Origin of the sequence: Shewanella sp. P1-14-1, assembly GCF_001401775.1 — a bacterium.
In the GTDB taxonomy this organism is placed as follows: Bacteria; Pseudomonadota; Gammaproteobacteria; order Enterobacterales; family Shewanellaceae; genus Shewanella; species Shewanella japonica.
Genome location: NZ_LKTL01000013.1, coordinates 80704 through 101593, shown reverse-complemented (window position 1 = coordinate 101593; position 20890 = coordinate 80704). Strand labels below are relative to the sequence as shown.

Genomic DNA, 20890 nt, shown 5'->3' with positions numbered 1-20890 from the left:
TCGCTAAATCAGCATTTTGTGCTTAGCGATTACTAAAGATAGTAATAGACTGACATTACAAAAGCGCAATTTATCCTTTCTTATTGGGTGTAATGAATAAAGTCATTACTTGTTCAGCAGGTAAGCTTCAGCTCAAGGTTCAACACCGAGATGAATTGTTGTTTTCACCAAATTGATACGGCAGATCTAATATGAACAAAGTGGTTATTTCAGGTAGCGGCCTTTACACACCGCCATTTAGCGTAAGTAACGAAGAGTTAGTGTTAAGTTTTAATACCTATGTAGACGAATTTAATGCGCAGCACAGTACCGAAATTGAATCTGGTGAGCTTGCCGCTTTATCGCATTCTTCAGCTGAGTTTATTGAAAAAGCATCAGGGATTAAAAGCCGGTATGTGATGGTCAAAGATGGGATTTTAGATCCTAAAGTGATGATGCCATTAATTGCAGATAAACCATCAGATGCGCTTTCAATGCAGGCTGAAATTGGCATTAAAGCCGCTCAACAAGCATTAGAACAAGCTCAGCTTAATGCAGAAGATATTGATTTGGTGATTGTGGCATGTGCTTACACGCAACGTTCTTATCCTGCTATTGCGATTGAAATTCAACAAGCAATGGGCACTAAAGGTTTTGCCTATGACATGCTGGTGGCGTGTTCATCGGCGACCTTTGCGATTGTTAATGCTGTAAATGCAGTCCAATCAGGTACTGCATCAAGAGTATTAGTCATTAATCCTGAGATTTGCTCACCGCAAGTGAATTATCGGGATAGGGACAGCCACTTCATTTTTGGCGACGTGGCAACAGCTGTTGTGGTTGAACGTGCATCGCTTGCTCAATCTGAACATGCATTTAATGTACTTTCTAGCCAATGTTTTACCGATTTTTCTAATAATATCCGCAGTAATTTTGGCCATATTAACCGCTGCGATCCGAACAATGCTGAAAAACCTGATAAATTATTCCATCAGCAAGGTCGAAAAGTATTCAAAGAATTATTGCCAATGATCTACCAACATTTAGATAAACAGCTGGCAGAAGAGCAGATCCAAGCCAATGAATTTAAGAGGTTATGGCTCCACCAAGCAAATATTAATATGAATATGTTTGTAGTTCGTAAACTTCTCGGTGATAATGTTACAAAATTGAAAGCCCCAGTGGTGTTGGATGAATATGCTAATACTGCTTCAGCCGGGTCGATTATTGCATTTCATAAATATAATCAAGATTTTACGACTGGTGATTTAGGGCTGCTTTGTTCATTTGGTGCTGGCTATTCTATTGGGAGCATCATTTTAGAAAAGACCTAATAATAAATAGGTGAATTAATTGCGTATATTGATTGTTGAAGATAACGAAGCTGTATCTAAAGTACTTCGGCATTTGTTAATGCAAGAGCTGCATTGTGAAGTTGATATTGCGGCAGATGTTTCATCAGCGAATGCCTTACTAGAACAACATTCCTATTTTGTTGTGGTTGCCGAATTGAACCTACCAGATGCACCAGATGGCGAAATTGCCCAGCTGGTGCTGATGTCTTACCAAACTCCTTGTATTGTTTTATCTTCAAACCTCGATGCTCGTCAGCGTAAAAAATTGCTTAAATTGGGTATTGCTGACTACGTGTTAAAAGAAAATCGATTCAGTTATGAGTACGTGGTTAAGCTTGTGGCGAGGTTGGATCAAAATCAACATGTCAAAGTGTTGGTGGCAGACGACTCAGTAGTGAGTCGTAAGTTCGTTAAGGTTTTACTTGAGCAGCAACTTTTTACTGTGCTCGAAGCCTGTGATGGCGCAGAGGCAATAACGGTATTAAATGAAACTCCTGATATTCAATTGCTGATCACTGATTACAACATGCCTAATGTTGATGGCTTCGAGTTAATTCTAAAAGTACGCGAAAAGTTTAGCCGTGAAGATTTAGCCATTATTGGTCTTTCAAATGATACGGATGAAAGTCTGTCTGCACGTTTCATCAAGAATGGCGCTAATGACTTTTTGCAAAAGCCGTTTGTCCACGAAGAGTTTCATTGCCGTGTGTTAAATACGCTTGACTCATTAGACATGATCCGCAGTTTATGGGAACAAGCTAACCGTGATTATTTAACTAAAGCTTATACTCGACGTTACTTTTTTACCCAACATGAAAAAGATGTCTCTGATGCTGGTCAATTTGCATTGGGTTTAATTGATATCGACTTTTTTAAAAAGGTTAATGACACTCACGGACATGATGTGGGCGATCAAGTGTTGTTTGAGTTTGCTAAACGACTTAAAAATGCTTTCGGACAACACTTTACTGTTGCAAGGTTTGGCGGTGAAGAGTTTGTCGTGGCTTTTAAAGGACTTGATGGTGACCGTGCATTCACAGTGATGGATAAATTTAGACAGCAAGTTAATTCTCAGCCTTTTATAACTGACGCGGGTGAGCTAACGATTAGTTTTAGTTGTGGTATTGCCAAAGCGGAGTCGACTGATACTAACTTAGATACTTTATTACATCGTGCTGATTTGTGTTTGTATGAAGCAAAAGAAGCTGGACGAAATAAAGTGGTGTTATAAGCTCGCTTTATTGTTTATATAGTTATAAAAAAGGACTGCTTCGGCAGTCCTTTTTGATTCATTAACCTAAGGTTTTACTAAAGCAACCAAGCGTAACTGACTTTCATAAAGTAGGTTTTATCTTTTTGAGTTAATGAGTCAATGTCATCGGTAGAAATTAATCCATCAGAGTAGCCTAAATAGAATACCGACTGGGGATTGAGTTTATAGCCGTATAAAATCTCGTTGCCTAAATTTTGATATTGTTCATTGGGTGATTGATATTGATATAAGTCTGGGTCGCGCTCAATATCAGTATAAACACTCGATAAACGTAAGAAACTGTTTAAGGTTATTTGCCAATTTAAGCGTAAATCAGTTAGGTTAGCGGTAAATAATCGACCTTCATCTACATCAAGCGCTTGGTATTTATGGTCTATATCTAAAATAATTGAATCGGTAATTTTCCATTCAAACGCAGGGTTAAACATCGTTACTGTGGCAGGGCGATCATTGGCATAATCAATATCGTCACCATAGTTGCTATCGAACTCGATTTTTAACGAGTCGAATGGCACAAAGTTAGTGTAAAACCACATTAGGTCGATGGTATACATGCTTGTATTGCCATCAATAGCAAGTGAAGAACTATCAAGACGACGACCAACACGATCTTTGTGGACAATACCTGTAGCAATATAACTTTGCCAGCCACCTTCAAAGCTCACTGATAGTTCGGCTTCTTGTTCAATTTTTTCATTATTTTGATTATGAGTAATATCCCAATCACCACCAAACTGGATCTTGCTAAAGAAGTTGTCCGTTGGGTACCAATAGTAATTGCCACCTGCAACAAACTTACTGGCGTCAATGCGTTCAATAAAACCTAAGTCTGCTCGAAAGTCTTCGCCAGTGGATTCATAGCGTGAAAATGCACGCCAATTTCGGCGTTCATGGTCATAACTGATGCGATACATGCTGTCAGAAAAGTTACCTTGCTTTTTGGTTCGCAGTACTCGTTCGTTATAATCACAATTGCCTATTTCACAGCCTTGTGGGGGAGTTGAGCAGTCATCGCCGTTACAAAACTGCTGAAAGAAATCTTCAGGATATTCGGTATCTGAAAAGACATATTGTGCAGTAAATGTATCTTGTTTTGTCGGTTGCCATTTGGTGTCAACACTGGCGACATAGTTATGGTAGTTATCTGATTGTTTTGCGGTAACCAAGCCGCCAAAAGAAAGCTCACTGCTTGGGTCAAAGCGATATCGTGCTGCAAGGTTATAGCTTTCTTCATCTATGGTGGCGACGTCTGAGCTTAAGTTTCCTGGTACTAGAAACTGGGTTTGTTCATCGTTTGCCGCTAATACAGCAATGGTATGGTCGTCAGTTTTACTCGTTAATTTAAGTCCATAATCTGGCGAACTAATATTTCGAGTGTGTAATAGGCTTAATTGAGTATCGAAATAGTCTTTGTTATCTAAAAAAAATGCCCGTTTTTCAGGGTAAAACAATGCGAAATTATTATTCACATCGAGTTGACCTGAATCTGCCTCGACTTGAGAAAAATCAGGATTAATTGTGGCATTAAGCAAGGTTGTCGGGGTAATACCCCAACGTAAATCTAATCCAACCTCAATATCATCTTCATCTTGCCATGGCTGATTTGGATTCAATTCTCGTTGGCTATTTCTCGCTGCAACAATAGATGGGGTAATTTGAATATCTTGGCCTTGCTGCGCGCCAGCTAATCCTGTTGCAGTGCCTAATTGACATAGTTGACATGATACGTTTCTATCAATTTTGTTGGTTGATAAACGGTGAGTTTCATTGCGAGGGTAAAATCTGACTAGTTCTATCCCCCAAGTTTGAATGTCTTTCTTATCATCAAAGTTAAATAATCTAAGAGGCAGTTCGATTTCTACTTGGTAGCCTTGCTCGGTTAATTTACCCGCGCTATACCAAATCCCATCCCATGCATCGCTTTCTTGGCCAGTGAGCTCATTTTCAATAGAGTCATTTTGAACGCCATAAGGGTTGACGAAAAATTGATAAGCCAGACGGGCATTATTAAATGTATCTAACTTAATCCCGACTTGATCATCACCCCACGAATTATCACGATCACGCAAATTAGCGCGAATTTGGGAAGGGTTATTGTCATGGGCTGTAAAGGCAACAAATAGGCTGGTTTCAGTTGCGAATATTTTGGCATCTGTTGTTACTAATGCGGCAATGTTCTCACCCGGAGAGGTTTCGTATTTAAGTTGAATATTGGCGGCTTGTTGCCACTGTGGCTCATTGAATTCACCATCTATGTCAGCGTGTTGAGTTAATGTCGGAATCGTGACATTGAATTGCTGAGGATCGCCAGCATTTACTGGGGCACTTAAACTGAGGGATGTGGCAAAGAAGCCTGATAAAAGAGTATGAAAATAAACAGTTTTATTCACAATATACGTAAGAATTATGATGAGTTTGAGCAATTGTCGCAAAATCCATCGATAAGATCGTTAGCTATTTGTGTTTAAATGGTTTCAAATTGTAACCAATTTGTTTTGCTTGAGTGTGAGGTCGTTGTCGCGTTGCTAGATTAGGCAAGTTTTAGCGTTGTTTGTTTTGTATCGACTCGTTTGTTTAAGGGGGATTAATCAAGCTTAGACTTTAGACCTGTATATATTAGTTCTGTAAAAAAATGCCCTAAGCAAGCTTGGGCATTTTTATTAGGATAGGGGGCGTATAGGTTATTCGGGAGCGATTTCTGGATGTTTATACGCTTCACGGTATTTATCGACCCACATGGCTGTTGCACCACAAATCGCCACAGGCATCACGATAAAGTTAACGATAGGTATCATTGAAAATAAAGTCACCGCTGCGCCAAAACTGTAGCTGGTGCCTTTAGTTTGAGCTAAAGCAAATTTCATATCATTAAAAGGGACTTTGTGATTATCAAAAGGAAAATCACAATATTGAATCGCCATCATCCAAGCACTAAACAAGAACCAAAGGATAGGCGCTGCAGTTTGACCAACAACAGGTACAATAAATAGCACTAAAAAAAGTAATGCTCTTGGTAGATAGTATTTAAGCTTAATCCACTCTCGTCCTAGGATCCGCGGTAAGTCTTTTATAAGATCAACTGTGGTCCCAGAATTGAGTGGTTTACCCGTTAGATGCATTTCAACTTTTTCGGCAAGCAGTCCATTGAAAGGGGCTGCAATCCAGTTCATCACAGAGCTAAATACAAATGACATCACCACTAATAAGCTGACGATTGCGAGCGGCCACAAGAAAAAGTTAAGCCAAGTCAGGTATTCAGGTATTTGGCTGTTCATCCAACCAAATAGTTCATCTAGTTTGCCGACAGCAAAATAAATTGCTGTTGAAAATAAGACTAAGTTGACCATTAAGGGAATAAACACAAAAGTACGTAGCCCTGGCTGTTTTATCAGCTTAAAGCCATCAATAAAATAATTTACACCACTTTTAACGGGTTTGATTGCCATTCATTACATCCTTGAAAAAACTACTTATTACTGATTGTGGTGACGCATTGCTCGGAAAACAAGCCTTAAAGTGTGTTTAAGTCATAAAAATCGTTACAAAATGCAGCGCGATTGGTAAAGTTAGCTGTATATCTGATTCATACTTTTATATCACTTACTTATCCTAACGGAACGACGACTTAAGCAACATGCGATTAAAACAAATAAAACTTGCTGGCTTTAAGTCGTTCGTTGACGCAACCAAAATTCCCTTTAATCAACCATTGACTGCCATTATTGGTCCAAACGGCTGTGGTAAATCCAATGTGATTGATGCTGTACGCTGGGTGTTGGGTGAAAGTAGCGCCAAGCATTTACGTGGCGACTCGATGATGGACGTTATATTTAACGGTTCAAGCGCCCGTAAACCTGTATCAGTGGCCAGTATTGAGCTGAGTTTTGAAAATATAGATGGCCGACTTGCAGGTCAATATGCCAGTTATCAAGAGATCACTGTTAAACGTCAGGTGAGCCGTGATGGCGACTCTAATTATTTCCTTAATGGTCAAAAGTGTCGCCGAAAAGATATTACTGACTTATTTATGGGGACAGGTCTTGGTCCCCGCAGTTACGCTATTATTGAGCAAGGCACCATTTCACGGCTTATTGAATCAAAACCCCAAGAGCTTAGAGTATTTATTGAAGAAGCGGCGGGAATATCTCGTTACAAAGAGCGTCGCCGTGAAACTGAAAATCGGATCCGCCATACCCGTGAAAATCTTGAGCGGCTGAGCGATATTCGCTTAGAGCTTGGCACTCAGTTAGAAAAACTTGACCAACAGGCTCAAGCGGCCAAGCAATATCGTGAACTTAAGCAGCAGGAGCGTGACTTTCATGCTCAATTGCTGGTGATGCGATATCAAGAACTGCAAAGCCAAAGTGATAATATTGCGACTGAAATTAATCAGCTTGAGTTATCTATTGCGGCAGAAAAAGGCCAAGGTGAAACCACCGAACTTACGCTAACTCAGCTAAAGACCCAACTCACTGACTTATCAGATAGTGAACAAAAGCTCGTTGAGCAGTATTATCAAGCGGGGACAGAAATTGCCAAGCTTGAGCAGCAATTGAAGCATCAACAGCAACAAGACTCCCAGCTTGAACAGCAATTAGCTGATGTGACGAAACAACATCAAGAAGCCAGCAATGAGTTGCAAACATTATCAGTACAAGAACAGCAACTGACGTCAGAAATTGAGTCTTTAACGCCACAGCTTAGTAATGCAAATGAAGAATTAGCTATCATTGATGAACAACTACAAGAAGTGGATGAAAAAGCTGCAGGGCTGCAACAGCACCTGAGTATTCTGTCTGATACGGTGTCGAATGCCAAAATGGAAGCGGCGTTAACTCAAAACAAATTGCAGCATCAGCAGCAAAGTTTATCTGTGTTGCAGCAACAGCTAATTACGTTAAAAGCTGAGCAACAACACAACACTGATGAAAATAATCATGCAGAGCTAGCGGCGTTAGATGAACAGATTACATCACTAACCCAAGAGTTAGCACTAGAAGATGACATCAAACATCAGTTAACTGAACAGCTAGAAGATAAGCAACAATCACTGCAGCAAGTATCTGAACAGTATCAGCAAAATAAGCAACATTTAACCTCGCTGACTGCTCGCCATGAGTTGATTGATCAATGGTTGAGTAACAATCAGCCTGAGCATCAACAAGCCTTATGGCAGGTGATTAATGTCATTCCAGGTTGGGAACAAGCCGTAGACTTGCTTTTGCAGGGCATTTTACAGACAGAAGTCAACGCTCTTGATAATTGGGATGAACGAGGGTTTGTCAGCTGCGATAAAGGTTGGAGCCAGGCGCAAATTCAAGCGCCGGTGAATCTTGCTCCTTGGCTTGAACAGGTGGTTTGGGTTGATTCCATTACCGAGGCAAAGTTAATACTCGAACACCCAAATGCTAATACTGAGTTTGGTGACAATTCTTTATCTCGTGGCAATTCTGTATCTCGTGAGAATAGAATGTCTCGTAACACCATTATTGCTACCAAAGATGGCTATCTCGTCGGTCAAGGTTTTGTCATTAGTAAATCAGAAGGTCAGCAATCTGAGCTTGCACTGAAAAATGAAGCTGTGCAACTCGACGCAGAAATAACTGAACTGCAGCAAACGCTGCTCGCTGAACAAATTGCAGTGAGCGAGCTTACTCAGCAAGTGGCGGATGTTCACGGACAAATGGCAGCGTCTCAAGCTAAGTGCCATCAGTTGCAGCTTAATTGCAGTAAATTTGAGGCACAGAGTCTCAGCTTACAAAAACAGCAAAAAGAAACACAGCGACGCAAAAGCAATTTAGATCAGCAAGTCGTCAATTGTCAGCAACAAATAGAGCAAGGGCAGTTAACTGTCGCACAGCTATCCAGTGAAGTTGAACAGTTAACCGGTCAGCACCAGCAGCAGTTGGCTCATCAGCAACAAGCAAATCAAGACTGGCAGACAGCGAATCATCAATTGCGTGAATGCAAATCGAAACGTAGCCAGCAGGAACGTGAAGTTAATCAGTTACAACAAAAGTCACAGGCGTTACAAACTCAATCTGCGGTGACTTCTGCGCAATTAAGCAAGCAACAGCAAGTTTGCCAAGGACTTGCTGAAAAAACGGAACAGTTGCGATTGCTGCAAAAACAAACAAATGAAACCTTGGGCGATCAGCAATTAGCCCAGTTACAAAATCAACTATCGCAGCAATTAGATAGCCAACAAACAAAGCAACAATTGTTAAATTCCAACAGGACGCAACAAGCTGAGTTGCAAACACGTGTCGATAGTGCGGTATTGATTCAAAAACAACAGCTTGGTGCACTTCAAAACTTGACTCAATCGCTCAGCGGGTTAAAGTTACGGCGTGAAGGTTTAAAAGGTCAAGCTAACGGTCAATACCAATTACTCGAAGAGCAACAAATTACTATTCAGGCGGTACTCAAAGAGATACCTGAAGGGGCTAAAGTTGGCGCTTGGCAAAAGAGTTTAGATAAAGTCAGAGCGAGAATAAGTCACTTAGGGGCAATTAACTTAGCCGCTATTGAAGAGTTTGAGCAGCAAAGCGAGCGAAAAGCCTACTTAGATAATCAAGATAATGATTTAAACAAAGGCTTAGCCAGTCTTGAAGAAGCAATAAGAAAAATTGATAAAGAAACACGTAGTCGTTTTAAAGTGACATTTGATGCGGTAAATGCGGACTTATCGAGGTTGTTTCCTAAAGTTTTTGGCGGTGGTAAAGCATATTTAGCATTGACCGACGACGACTTACTTGAAACTGGAGTGACCATTATGGCGCAACCTCCAGGAAAGAAGAATAGTACGATTCACCTTCTTAGTGGTGGAGAAAAAGCGTTAACCGCTTTATCATTAGTATTTGCCATATTTAGACTTAATCCTGCACCATTTTGTATGCTCGATGAAGTCGATGCACCACTTGATGACGCCAATGTTGAGCGATTTTGTCGTTTACTCAAAGAGATGTCACAGAGTGTGCAGTTTGTTTATATCAGTCATAATAAAATAACCATGGAAATGGCTGATCAATTAATAGGTGTCACTATGCATGAACCGGGAGTTTCACGTATAGTCGCAGTAGATATCGATGAAGCGGTGGCACTAGCCGACGCGGATTAAACAGGATTACAGGGTTACCAATGGAAGATTTTCAACTGGTTTTGTTTGTACTGGGTGCAATAGCGATAATTGCAGTACTGGTTCATGGTTTTTGGTCTATTCGTAAACAACAACCAAAAAGCCTAAAAGACAACCCAATGACGGGTTTTTATAAAGACCAAGCTCAGCAGCGAGATTCTCAAGGGTTTGATGCTGACGGTATTGGCGAAGTTCGTCGAGTTAAAGTGGACAGTGATACAAGTGAAGGCGCTAAAGTAGAACCAAGCCCAATCCCTACACCTTCAGGCCATCAACCCGACAATAATGATGTTGAAATCAATGAAGTGGGATCTAAAAAAGGCATTGGTTTACAAAATCAATCTGCGGTTAATACTCAAGCGCCAAGTTATCATCCTGAGCGTAAAGAGCCTGTACTGAAAGTAAGCGAGCCAGTTCAAGAAACTATTGCAGAAATTCAACCTGCAGTTGAAGAGCATGTGCCAACTCAGCAAGCGTTGTTTGCAGAAGACTCTTATTCTCAACCACAATCGAGCCAAGTGGAAACCATGACGACCACTGACGTTGAGCCTGCAGAGAGTAAGCAAGACGCGAGTGTCTCTCAAGCGGCAGTAAATGAGACAGTTAAACCGACAGTGCAAGAGACGACTTCGCAGGATGCTGTGATAGACACAGCAGAACCAGAAGAGCCGTTAGGTGAGCCTCAAGATGTATTAGTGCTTCATGTGGTTGCTCGTGAAGGTGAGCAAATGCATGGTGCTGAGCTATTACCAAGCTTGCTGTCATTAAACTTCAAATTTGGCGACATGGATATTTTCCACCGTCACTTAGATAATGCTGGCAACGGCAAAGTACTATTCTCGATGGCAAACATGCTTAAACCGGGCGTATTTGACCCAGATAACATGGAGCAATTTGTCACCCAAGGTGTGGTGTTGTTTATGACTCTGCCTTGTCACGGTGATCCATTAATGAACTTCTCAATCATGCTTAATTCTGCTCAGCAATTGGCTGATGATTTAGGTGCAGAAGTCTTAGATGGCCAACGTCAACCTTGGACGGATAGCACCAAACAAGAGTATTTAGGCCGTATCAGAGTTGTAGCGTAAGCGGCGACAATTTAATATTAAATGATAATAGAATGAGGCCGCACTTGCGGCCTCATTTGTCTTTAGATGAGTGATTTTTATGCAAGACATTAAAACAGAAATTCAGCAAATTAGCAGTGAACTGCATAGCCATAATATTCGTTATTACGTTGATGATGCTCCTAGTATTCCAGATGCTGAGTATGACCGTTTAATGCAACGTTTAATCGCACTTGAAACAGCTCACCCTGAATTAATGAGTGCGGACTCTCCGACGCAACGTGTAGGCGGCGCTCCTCTGGCCAAATTTGATCAAATTACCCATTTAAAGCCAATGTTGAGCCTTGATAATGCTTTTGAAAAAGCTGATTTTGAGGCATTTAATAAACGTATTAGCGATAAAGTCGATACGGTTCATTATTGTTGTGAGCCTAAATTAGATGGTCTAGCTGTCAGTATTTTATACCGTAACGGTATATTAGAACGGGCGGCAACACGTGGTGACGGAGCGGTGGGCGAAGACATTACCGATAATGTTAAAACCATTAAGTCAGTGCCACTCAAATTACGTGGAGAACACTTTCCAGAACTATTAGAGGTGCGTGGTGAAGTCATCATGCCAAAAGCGGCTTTTGATGCGTTAAATGAACGTCAATTGAGTAAAGGCGAAAAGGTCTTTGTTAATCCACGTAATGCGGCCGCAGGTAGTTTAAGACAGCTAGATAGTAAAATTACTGCAACACGTGCACTAGGCTTCTATGCCTATGCATTAGGGGTAGTCGAAGGTGAAGTGACTCCTCTAGCTGATACCCATTTTGGGCAGCTAAACCAGCTTAAAGAATGGGGACTACCGTTAAGCCAAGAAGTGAAAGTCTGCGAGTCTTTACCTGAAGTGTTCGCTTATTATGCCGATATTATGGCTCGCAGAAGTGAGTTATCTTATGAAATTGATGGCGTCGTCATAAAAGTTAACGATACTGCTAAACAACAAGTGCTTGGCTTTGTTGCGCGTGCGCCGCGCTGGGCTATCGCGTATAAGTTTCCAGCTCAAGAAGAAATGACCTTACTAGAAGATGTGGATTTTCAAGTCGGTCGTACAGGTGCGGTAACGCCAGTTGCACGTTTAAAACCTGTCTTCGTGGGCGGCGTTACTGTATCAAATGCCACGTTACACAATGCCGATGAAATCGCGCGTTTAGGCGTCAAAGTTGGTGATACCGTAATTATTCGCCGCGCGGGTGATGTGATTCCGCAAATCGTGGCCATTGTGCCAGAAAAACGCCCTGATAATGCGACTGAGATTACTTTCCCGTCAGAGTGTCCCGTATGTCAAAGTTTAGTGGAACGTCTTGAGGGCGAAGCGGTTGCTCGATGCAGCGGTGGTTTGTTTTGTGAGGCTCAACGTAAAGAAGCGATTAAGCATTTTGCTTCACGAAAAGCGTTAAATATTGATGGTATGGGCGATAAAGTCGTTGAGCAGCTGATTGACAAGGAACTTGTACAAAGCCCTGCTGAACTGTTTACCTTAACTGCATCAATGGTGACCATGCTTGAACGTATGGCAATGAAGTCAGCGACAAAGTTAATTGCTGCGATAGATGAAGCGAAGACCACGACGTTAGCGCGTTTCATCTATGCTTTGGGGATCCGTGAAGTGGGCGAGGCAACAGCCGCTAACTTAGCAAGTCACTATAAAACGCTTGATGCAATTAAAGCGGCAGATATTGATGCCTTAATTGAAGTGGATGATGTCGGGACAATTGTGGCAAAGCATATTGCGCACTTTTTTGCTCAACCTCATAACCTTGAAGTCATTGATAAGTTGATTGAAGCAGGCGTGAATTGGCCTGCGATTGAAGCTGTTGATGAGGCTGAATTAAGTCTTAAAGGCCAAACGTGGGTGTTAACAGGCACCTTAACTCAGCTAAATCGAAATGATGCTAAAGCTCAATTACAAGCCTTGGGAGCGAAAGTAGCGGGGAGTGTATCAAAAAATACTGACTGCTTAGTGGCGGGTGAGGCCGCTGGTTCTAAACTGGCTAAAGCGCAGGATTTAGGCGTTAAAGTGATTAATGAAGACGAGCTATTAGCTTTATTAAAGGCATAACCCATACACACAAATCAGTTTGCAGATAAGAATGTATCACTTGGGTGCTTGTTTTATGAGAATTAACCCTTATCTCTTTAACAAGCACTGCTTTACACTGATGTTGTCGGTTTAAACAGTAAAGCAGGTTAACCAAGTTGATATAGGTTCAACTATAAGCATGTTGATAGGTAAGTTGTGAATTTCAGTAATATCACTTGGCTCGATGAAAAAGGGCACATAAAACCCCCCATTTTTTTATATCTAATACTGGTCTTTCTGGCTCGTGGTTGGTGTGTTTTTATCGCATCGCTCACTCAGTTTAATGATCGTGCTGGTTTAGTACGATTATTTTATCCCGAGAAATCTGACTTCCTAATGGCATTAATGGCTGGCGTCGGCGCTGTTATTATATACGGGTTGATTATAGCGGAAAGAAAACGGGCGCCTCAGCTCGCAAGGCCTTTTTTTAATAAGATTAAATATGGACTTTGGTTATTATTGATTGTCGATGCCATCATATTGAATCAGCGACTTGTTCATGATGACTTTTTGTTTCGTGTGAGCTTTGCGCTTGATGCGTTATTTATTTTCTGGTCTGCAATTTATTTATTAAAATCAAAACGGTTACATTACTATTTTAAAGATTGGCAAAATGAAACTGACTATCTTAATGCTGAGCAACATCATCAAAAAGACAGTAATACCGAATTGATTGAAAAGACGCTCGATGCGCATCAAGCAAAACAATATAATCGACCGAAAAATCCGTCCGCAATTGAGCAAACTCACGAAAAAAACTAGCGGTTTTATCAACTTGTTAGATAAGCTGCAATATTTTTGACGTTATTTATAGTATATTTGATGCAATACGTTACATTTATCATAATGTGAATTAACGATTATTGAATTTCGCATTAATATGAACTGTATGGATTTCAAAGGTAGCTAATAGTGTCAAAAACGGAACCTATCAATATTCCCTTGTCGCAAATTGTTGTCGGGCTAACGGTAAAGCTGCCTTTGTCGTGGTTTAACAATCCATTTTTTCGCAACAAAGTCCCTGTTACCTCGCAAGCTGAAATCGAATTAATTAACAGTTTGGATATTAGTTACGTTACCGTTATTAGCGGGATGCATTTATTAGCTGATGATGAGCCTGAAGAAGTGGTTGAGGCTATCGAGCCTGTCGTTGAGTTTGATATTCAGGGCGCCATTAGAAAATCAATACGTTCAAGCCAACAGCGTTTTAATAAAGCCGCCAGCGATTTGAGACCCGCTTTCAGTAAAGTCGTCAGTGACGCCGAAGTGTCTTATCGTGAATCTGCGTCTGTGGTTGAACAGTTAATGACGCACCTTACTGAAACTCAGCATCCTGAGTTTGTGCTTGTAACCAGTGTGGATAAAGAGCCTAGTATGACCCAGCACAGCGTATCTGTTGCTGTATTGTCTATGATGATGGCAAAAAGCCTTGGGCTAACACCTACTGAGCTTAGAGATATTGCATTGGGTTGTGTGTTTCATGATATAGGCAAATTAAAAATACCTGATGCAATTCGACGTAAGCGCACGGATCTAACTTCTGTAGAAATAAATTACCAAAAAACGCACCCTAATTTGGGTTATGAGATGCTCAATCGCAGTGGGTTATTTCCAGCGCCTATGCTGAATATTGTTTTGCATCATCACGAATTCATTGATGGCAGCGGTTACCCTGATAAATTGTCTGGGAAAAAAATTCCAGCATTAACTCAAATTGTTGCGTTAGCTAATGATTATGCAGGGTTATTACTGAAAACGGGTTCGCCTCAAGTGGCATTAGGAACCTTGTTCAAAACCCGAGTCGGTAAGCATGCAAAGGAGTACATTGAGATATTGGTCAAAGTGTTAGGCATTTATCCACCAGGCTCTGTCGTAAAGTTATCTGATGGTCATTTTGCAAAAGTTATCATGACATCTCGCCAATCAAAATTACCCCAAGTTTATAGCTGTAATGAACGAGGAGGCCAATCAGCCATCCGCTGTTTAACAGATGAAGGTGTGAGCATCGTTGAAACTGTTAAGATAGATACATTACCTGAAAAAGTCATCGATACGCTTCAAGCTAAAAGTCCTGTTTGTTTTTATGTAAGCCATATTGAAGATTAAACAAGTCACAAATTTATTCAGTAACTGCAGTACTGCTATCACTCAACAGGTAATTCATCACCATAACCGAAACTGAGTAAGACCTAATAGGATTGTTTTAACATTGCATAAATTGTTGAAAGCCCTGTTCAATATTACCAAACACGCTTTATACTCGCTCATTCTATAAGTAAATCTCCCACCTAAGAATCATTGAATACGGAAGTGAAAGTATGAACGATATTGCGATTGTTGGTTGCGGCTGGTTCGGATTACCTCTGGCAAAACTACTTGTCGAGCAAGGCTTTAATGTTTCAGGAACAAAGCGGACTGCTGAAGGATGTGCGTCGCTGTTATCGCATAAAATTAATCCTTTTGAACTCGATTTAAGTACCATCAATGATGATGAACTCGAGTCAAAGGCAATGACGTATGCGGGGCTTTTCGATGCAGACATGTTAATCGTGAATATTCCGCCGGGACTCAGACGTGGAGAAAGTCAGTACCTGACCCATGTTCAGCGATTAATTTCATTGATTGGTGAGCGTCAGTACCAGCGTGTAATCTTTATTAGTACCACTGGGGTTTATCCTACCATTGATAAAGATATGACAGAAAATGATGCACAGGTTTATGATGATAAAAGTGCCATATTACTTAAGGCTGAATCGCAATTTGCCGCTATGAACAACAGCTGTATTCTTCGTTTCTCTGGTTTAATTGGTCCCCAAAGGCATCCTGGTAAGTTCTTTGCTGGTAGAGAGAATATTGCAGGTGGTAATGTTGCGGTAAACCTAGTTCACCTTGATGATTGTATTCAAGCGGTGACGTCAATTGTGAAGGCAACAAGCGCTCACCAAGCTGTAAATGAGACCTATAACCTTGCCGCGCCTAAGCATCCGACTCGCAGCGAATTTTATCGGTATGCAGCTAAGCATTTGGGATTAGCCGAGCCAAGCTTTAATGACGATAAACAACCCAGCAAAGTGATTGTTGGTGATTTAATTTGCCAGCAACTAGCATTCAACTACATTCATAGCGACCCGATGTTGATGCTAGATGCATGCTAAGGCTTTAATGATGACAAGCAACGCAGTAAGCTTGCATGATTCAATGCGTTTTAAGATTGGTATTAATCCCTGATCAGGTATAATACGCAGTATATTTATGATTAAAGGCCAATATTGAATGAGCAGCGACGTTGCAGAGTTTCCACTATTGAGTGGCGATGAGTTTGTAGAGTTATATAAAGTATTAAAAGTACAAGGTTTAGTAGATGGCGGCGGCGCAGCTAAGCACGTTATCTCTGAGGGTCTTGTAAAAGTAAACAACGACGTTGATACCCGCAAACGCAAGAAGTGTGTGGTTGGAGACGTAATCGAGTTTAATGGTGAACGTATTAAAATCGTTGCCAGCGTATAAGGATACAATCATGCAATTCCCTGATGATGATAATGGTAAAATGCTTGCGGCGATGGCCGAATCAGGTATTGATTTAAGCGTTGCACTAGATGTTGATTTCTTTTTGATTTTTGATGATCAACGTGATGCTGAATCAGCGCTTGAAGCGTTAACGCAAACGGATCTAAAAGGTGAGCTTGAGCTTAACTTTAGTGAAGAGATTGAAAAGTGGGAGCTGATTGTTTGTCTGAATATGGTTCCAGCATATGAAACTGTAGTCGCAAAAGAAATTGAGCTAAATGATTTTGCTCAAGAGTTTGATGGCATGACAGATGGTTGGGGCGTAATGCAACACCAAGAGGGTGATGACGAATTTGCTGACGATGACCATGAGTGTGATGATAACTGCTCGCATTCTCACTAGTCAGACATCACGTTAACGCTGTTAGCTCGTTGAGCTCGCATTCATTGCTAATTATGGCTTGCTAAACCTAGATGAACTATGTCTTATCTCAGTGAGCAGTAAGCAAAAATAATATGATGTAATGACTGTTAATATTGTGAAAACAAAAACCACCTTTAAGGTGGTTTTTTTGTGCCTTTCTATTATAGGATGTAGCCACATGCAGAAATAATAATTATTAGTGGAGTCGCATTCTCAATGGCAAGACATATTAGCTTTGGTACCCCAGTTAACGACGCCGAACGTTGGGCATTCTCTTTATTATCAGACGAACTTCCTGAAGATTATTTACTTCTCACAAACGTTGAAATTCCAACTCATACCGGCCAAGCCATGGAAGTTGATGCCTTAGTTGTGGGTGAATTTGGCGTTTATGTTGTCGATGTAAAAGGCTACATCGGTCGATTGAATGCAGGTCTCCATGCTTGGTCACTCGATGGACGCCATGTTGATAATAGCTTGTCTAAAGCTAACTATGTTGCTCGAGTCCTTGCGGGTAAGCTTAAAAATAAAATTCCAGTGGGGGTTTACGCTCCTTGGTGTCAAGGCATGGTGTTTGTTACTGGTCGAAAAGGGGAAGAAATTCTGGTCGAGAAAGACACCGGAAAACTAAGTATTTATACCCCAGCGAAAATCATTGAAGCATTGACAAAAGAGTGGGGCTTGACGGCGCCTCATATCCACCCTGTAACTGAAACGCAAAAAGAAATGGTGTTGGATACGATTGGCCAAGTGGCGTTAGTTGAGCAGCGTAATAATAAGATCCAAGATTTTATTAAGCTTAAATGTCTCTTTTTACAACAAGGTTTAGAGGTTTGGCAATCTGAGTACAATCCAGGTGGTTGGACAGCCCCTTGGCTGTTAAAAATTCTCGTGACAAGCCAGTTTGAGCACAGTATTGATGCAACTAACCATGAGCAAAAACTTAGAGATGAATTTAAGCGTATTCAGTCATTATCAGGCTGCAGTTGTGTTCCTTTTTGCGCGCCGTTAATTCAAGATGGTGAGCAAGTTGTGCTACCGATAAGAATGCCACGTGGTGTGCCGCTTAATATTTTTGAAGTAGATAAACAAACCACCTATCAACTACTTGAAATTCTAAGACGCAGCGTGACAGGGCTTCAACAGATCCATCGTCGAGGTTATACCATCGGTGGCTGGGCCGACAATTGTATCTTTATCTCAGAAGATGCTGATGTTGAATTTATTGATATTAAAGATTCACTTAACACCAGCGAAGATATTAAAGCCTATGCGCAAGCGTTTTTATCTTTAGCTGAAAAAACACTGCAACCTCGAATTTACCAATGGTACCGCGCTGCAGCCAATGGCAGTACGATAGATTTAGATGCCATTCGCTGTGATTTATCGGCGTTAATTGACTTGGGTGTATGTGATACCCTGCCGCAGAAGGTCGAAATAGAAAAAGGTGCTGTTATTGACCATCACTATCGGTTAGATCATTTTATCTCGGCCACTTCACGTAGTCAGTTGTGGCGAGCATTGCATATCCAAGGTAATTACCCTTGCTGTGTCAGTGTCTATCAAGATGTTGACAATCAATGGCACACGTTAAGTAATATGTATCGTAGTTTAGCGAAGATTTATCATCCCCATGTAGAACGAGTATTAGCGTTTGGACAGTTACCTCAATCTGATGACTTGTTTATCGCACGTGATTGGGTTCAGGGTGTTGGACTTGATGAAGTGCAAACTATCGAGGTAGGCCAACCTAGATTATGGTTTGTGCAACTGTTAACTGCGCTGCAATATTTACATAGTCTAGATATACACCATGGAGCCATTTGCCCTAAAAACATCATTTGTCGTGATGAAAAAGCCACATTAGTGAACTTTGGTATTGGTTCTGATATTGCGGCAACTCATTATGCCGCGCAATATGCCGATCCGACACTTTGGTCGGTCGAAGGTGATGCAGAAAAAGACTTGTACGGTTTAGTAGCAAGTTTTATTGATGCGATGGCACCTGAGTCGATTAAACAGGGCTCTTCTGCAGATGCGATGCTGCGAGCACTAGAGCAATATGATAAGCAATGGCTTGGTGAAGCATTTTATGATGCTTGCTATAAAATTTTAAAATTTGAAATGCGCATAGTGCCTAATGTGAGTTACGCTAAGCAATTAGGTCTTGATGAACAAGAGCTTGAAAATTCAGGCTTATAAACAGTATTTTACAAGGGTGCAATTAAGGATGTTTGCGCCCAATACTTGCTTTATCAGCAATAATAAATGAGGGAAATAATGATAATAAACCGTGTCACAATGTCAGACATTGACGATATCTTGCCGCTCTTTTCGCAATATATGTTTTTTTATGGTGTTGAGTTACCAAAAAATCAATATATCGAGTATTTAACCGCGCGTTTGCGTGAGCAAGAAGCTTTCATTTTTGCAGCGTACGACGAAGCAAGTAATCCCGTTGGTTTCGTATTAAATTATCAAAGCTTTTCAACAGTTGAGCTAGGTAAGATTTTGGTGCTTAACGATTTGTTCGTTGATCCTGACGCTCGAAATCAAGGCGTTGCCAATCGATTAATACAGTGCTCTATTGAGTTAGCAAGAGGCCTGAATGCGGTAAGAGTGGATTTAGGGACTGCAAAGGTTAACTTTCCTGCCCAATCGGTTTATGAAAAAATAGGCTTTGTTAAAGACACGCGATTTTTCTCTTACAGTTTATCTATTAACGACCATCAAGCTGTTTGTTAAGCTGCATTCGGTAATAAACCTGTTGGCATTAACGGATTATCTCAATCAGCAGGTTTACGCTTTTTACTGAGCAAAAAATAATAAATATAAAAGTAGGTCCTATATGCAACAAAGCGAAATGTATCACATTGGCCGTAAGGGTCAGAAGTGGACTGATGAAGATAAGCAGCAATGGTTTTCGCTGCAACAAATTAAACGCAGTTATCAGCAAGAGGTTGTGGGTAAAATAGAAGCATTAGCAAAGTCTTTTACTGTTACTCAATATGGTGCGCTATCGTACGATGAAGCTAAATACCCTTTATTTCTTATCAAAGGTGAGTGGGATGCCAATAAGCCTGTTGTGCTTGTGACTGGTGGCGTTCATGGCTATGAAACCAGTGGTGTTCAAGGGGCGATTCGTTTTGTCGAAACTAAAGCTAAAGCCTACGCAGAACATTTCAATTTAGTCATAGCACCATGTGTTAGCCCATGGGGTTATGAGACGATCAACCGTTGGAACCCTAACGCAGTCGATCCTAATCGCTCATTTTACTCTAATAGCCCAGCTGAAGAGTCTGCTTCATTGCTTAACGCTGTGTCAGATTTAGGTGTCGATTTTCTTGCTCATATTGATCTGCATGAAACCACAGATACTGATAATTCAGAATTTAGACCTGCGCTTGCCGCTAGAGAGGGCACAGTTAATCATAACTGGAATATTCCAGATGGTTTCTATTTAGTTGGTGATTCTGAAAACCCACAGGATGAATTTCAAACGGCGATTATAAAAGGCGTTGCTGCAGTGACGCACATCGCGCCTGCAGATGATGATGGCAAATTGATTGGTGTTGAATTGTCACAATTTGGAGTGATTAACTATCCGTGCAGTGAACTTGGCTTATGCGCAGGGTTAACCCAAGCTCAATACAAAACCACGACCGAAGTTTATCCGGACAGTCCGCTATCAGATGACGAAAATTGTATTTTGGCTCAAGTGGCGGCGATTTGTAGTGGTTTAGATTATTTGCTGGCAAAGCCTTAGCAACATAAGTTGCTTGTTTATTGGCTAGCTAGCCAGTTGATATCACCAGCTTTTCGTTTTTAAAGATAAAACCTACCTATTGGTAGGTTTTTTTATGGTGTTTTACGGTGATGCTGTGGCGATCTTGATCACGGAATCCGCCATAAGCATGCACTAAGCAGACTGTGATTTTTTTTGTTAGACACTGATCACACTTTTGGTTGCTCATAAACATTCTTTTTTAAGCGGTCTAGAACATAAAATGCGATAAATG

14 protein-coding genes and 1 pseudogene are annotated in these 20890 nt (G+C 40.9%); 13 read left to right on the top strand and 2 right to left on the bottom strand.

Annotated features, from left to right (window positions below; all coding sequences use genetic code 11):
• Nucleotides 1-191 precede the first annotated feature (191 nt).
• Together AN944_RS11205 and AN944_RS11200 are read left to right on the top strand one after the other, a co-directional pair.
• On the top strand, nucleotides 192-1313 hold the full coding sequence (locus AN944_RS11205; protein WP_055024705.1) for a beta-ketoacyl-ACP synthase III: 1122 nt from the start codon (nucleotides 192-194) through the stop codon (nucleotides 1311-1313).
• A gap of 19 nt (nucleotides 1314-1332) precedes the next feature.
• On the top strand, nucleotides 1333-2565 hold the full coding sequence (locus AN944_RS11200; RefSeq protein ID WP_055024704.1) for a response regulator: 1233 nt from the start codon (nucleotides 1333-1335) through the stop codon (nucleotides 2563-2565).
• Between the two features lie 77 nt (nucleotides 2566-2642).
• Here the strand turns inward: AN944_RS11200 and AN944_RS11195 are convergent, their stop codons facing one another.
• Both AN944_RS11195 and cysZ read right to left on the bottom strand, forming a co-directional pair.
• On the bottom strand, nucleotides 2643-4997 hold the full coding sequence (locus AN944_RS11195; RefSeq protein ID WP_055024703.1) for a carbohydrate binding family 9 domain-containing protein: 2355 nt from the start codon (nucleotides 4995-4997) through the stop codon (nucleotides 2643-2645).
• 291 nt (nucleotides 4998-5288) lie between these two features.
• The gene (gene cysZ / locus AN944_RS11190) at nucleotides 5289-6053 is read right to left on the bottom strand and encodes a sulfate transporter CysZ (RefSeq protein WP_055024702.1); all 765 of its coding nucleotides are present in this window, start codon (nucleotides 6051-6053) and stop codon (nucleotides 5289-5291) included.
• Between the two features lie 188 nt (nucleotides 6054-6241).
• Between cysZ and smc the strand changes: the two genes are divergently transcribed.
• The 11 genes and pseudogenes from smc to AN944_RS11135 all read left to right on the top strand — a co-directional run bounded on the left by smc (nucleotide 6242) and on the right by AN944_RS11135 (nucleotide 20637).
• Nucleotides 6242-9727 carry a chromosome segregation protein SMC gene (smc, locus tag AN944_RS11185; protein WP_055024701.1) on the top strand — a complete coding sequence of 1162 codons (3486 nt, stop codon included), beginning with the start codon at nucleotides 6242-6244 and terminating at the stop codon, nucleotides 9725-9727.
• A gap of 20 nt (nucleotides 9728-9747) precedes the next feature.
• Nucleotides 9748-10833 (top strand): cell division protein ZipA, encoded by a 1086-nt coding sequence (zipA, locus tag AN944_RS11180; protein WP_055024700.1) that lies wholly within the window; start codon nucleotides 9748-9750, stop codon nucleotides 10831-10833.
• 79 nt (nucleotides 10834-10912) lie between these two features.
• Complete coding sequence (gene ligA / locus AN944_RS11175; protein WP_055024699.1) at nucleotides 10913-12919, top strand: NAD-dependent DNA ligase LigA; 2007 nt, start codon at nucleotides 10913-10915, stop codon at nucleotides 12917-12919.
• Nucleotides 12920-13096: 177 nt separating this feature from the next.
• A pseudogene (locus tag AN944_RS11170) lies at nucleotides 13097-13558 on the top strand (DUF2919 domain-containing protein); the annotation flags it as partial.
• 294 nt (nucleotides 13559-13852) lie between these two features.
• Nucleotides 13853-15046, top strand: coding sequence for an HD-GYP domain-containing protein (locus AN944_RS11165; protein WP_055024698.1), 1194 nt, complete (start codon nucleotides 13853-13855; stop codon nucleotides 15044-15046).
• A 212-nt stretch (nucleotides 15047-15258) separates the two neighbouring features.
• A complete protein-coding gene (locus tag AN944_RS11160; protein WP_055024697.1) occupies nucleotides 15259-16095 on the top strand; it encodes an SDR family oxidoreductase in 837 nt (278 codons plus the stop codon).
• Nucleotides 16096-16213: 118 nt separating this feature from the next.
• On the top strand, nucleotides 16214-16447 hold the full coding sequence (locus AN944_RS11155; RefSeq protein ID WP_055024696.1) for an RNA-binding S4 domain-containing protein: 234 nt from the start codon (nucleotides 16214-16216) through the stop codon (nucleotides 16445-16447).
• Between the two features lie 10 nt (nucleotides 16448-16457).
• Nucleotides 16458-16850, top strand: coding sequence for a ribonuclease E inhibitor RraB (locus AN944_RS11150; protein WP_055024695.1), 393 nt, complete (start codon nucleotides 16458-16460; stop codon nucleotides 16848-16850).
• Between the two features lie 237 nt (nucleotides 16851-17087).
• A complete protein-coding gene (locus AN944_RS11145; protein ID WP_055024694.1) occupies nucleotides 17088-19073 on the top strand; it encodes an NERD domain-containing protein kinase family protein in 1986 nt (661 codons plus the stop codon).
• 78 nt (nucleotides 19074-19151) lie between these two features.
• The gene (locus tag AN944_RS11140; protein WP_055024693.1) at nucleotides 19152-19616 is read left to right on the top strand and encodes an N-acetyltransferase; all 465 of its coding nucleotides are present in this window, start codon (nucleotides 19152-19154) and stop codon (nucleotides 19614-19616) included.
• Nucleotides 19617-19719: 103 nt separating this feature from the next.
• Nucleotides 19720-20637, top strand: a complete 918-nt coding sequence (locus AN944_RS11135; RefSeq protein WP_055024692.1) for a M14 family metallocarboxypeptidase — start codon at nucleotides 19720-19722, stop codon at nucleotides 20635-20637.
• Nucleotides 20638-20890: the final 253 nt, after the last annotated feature.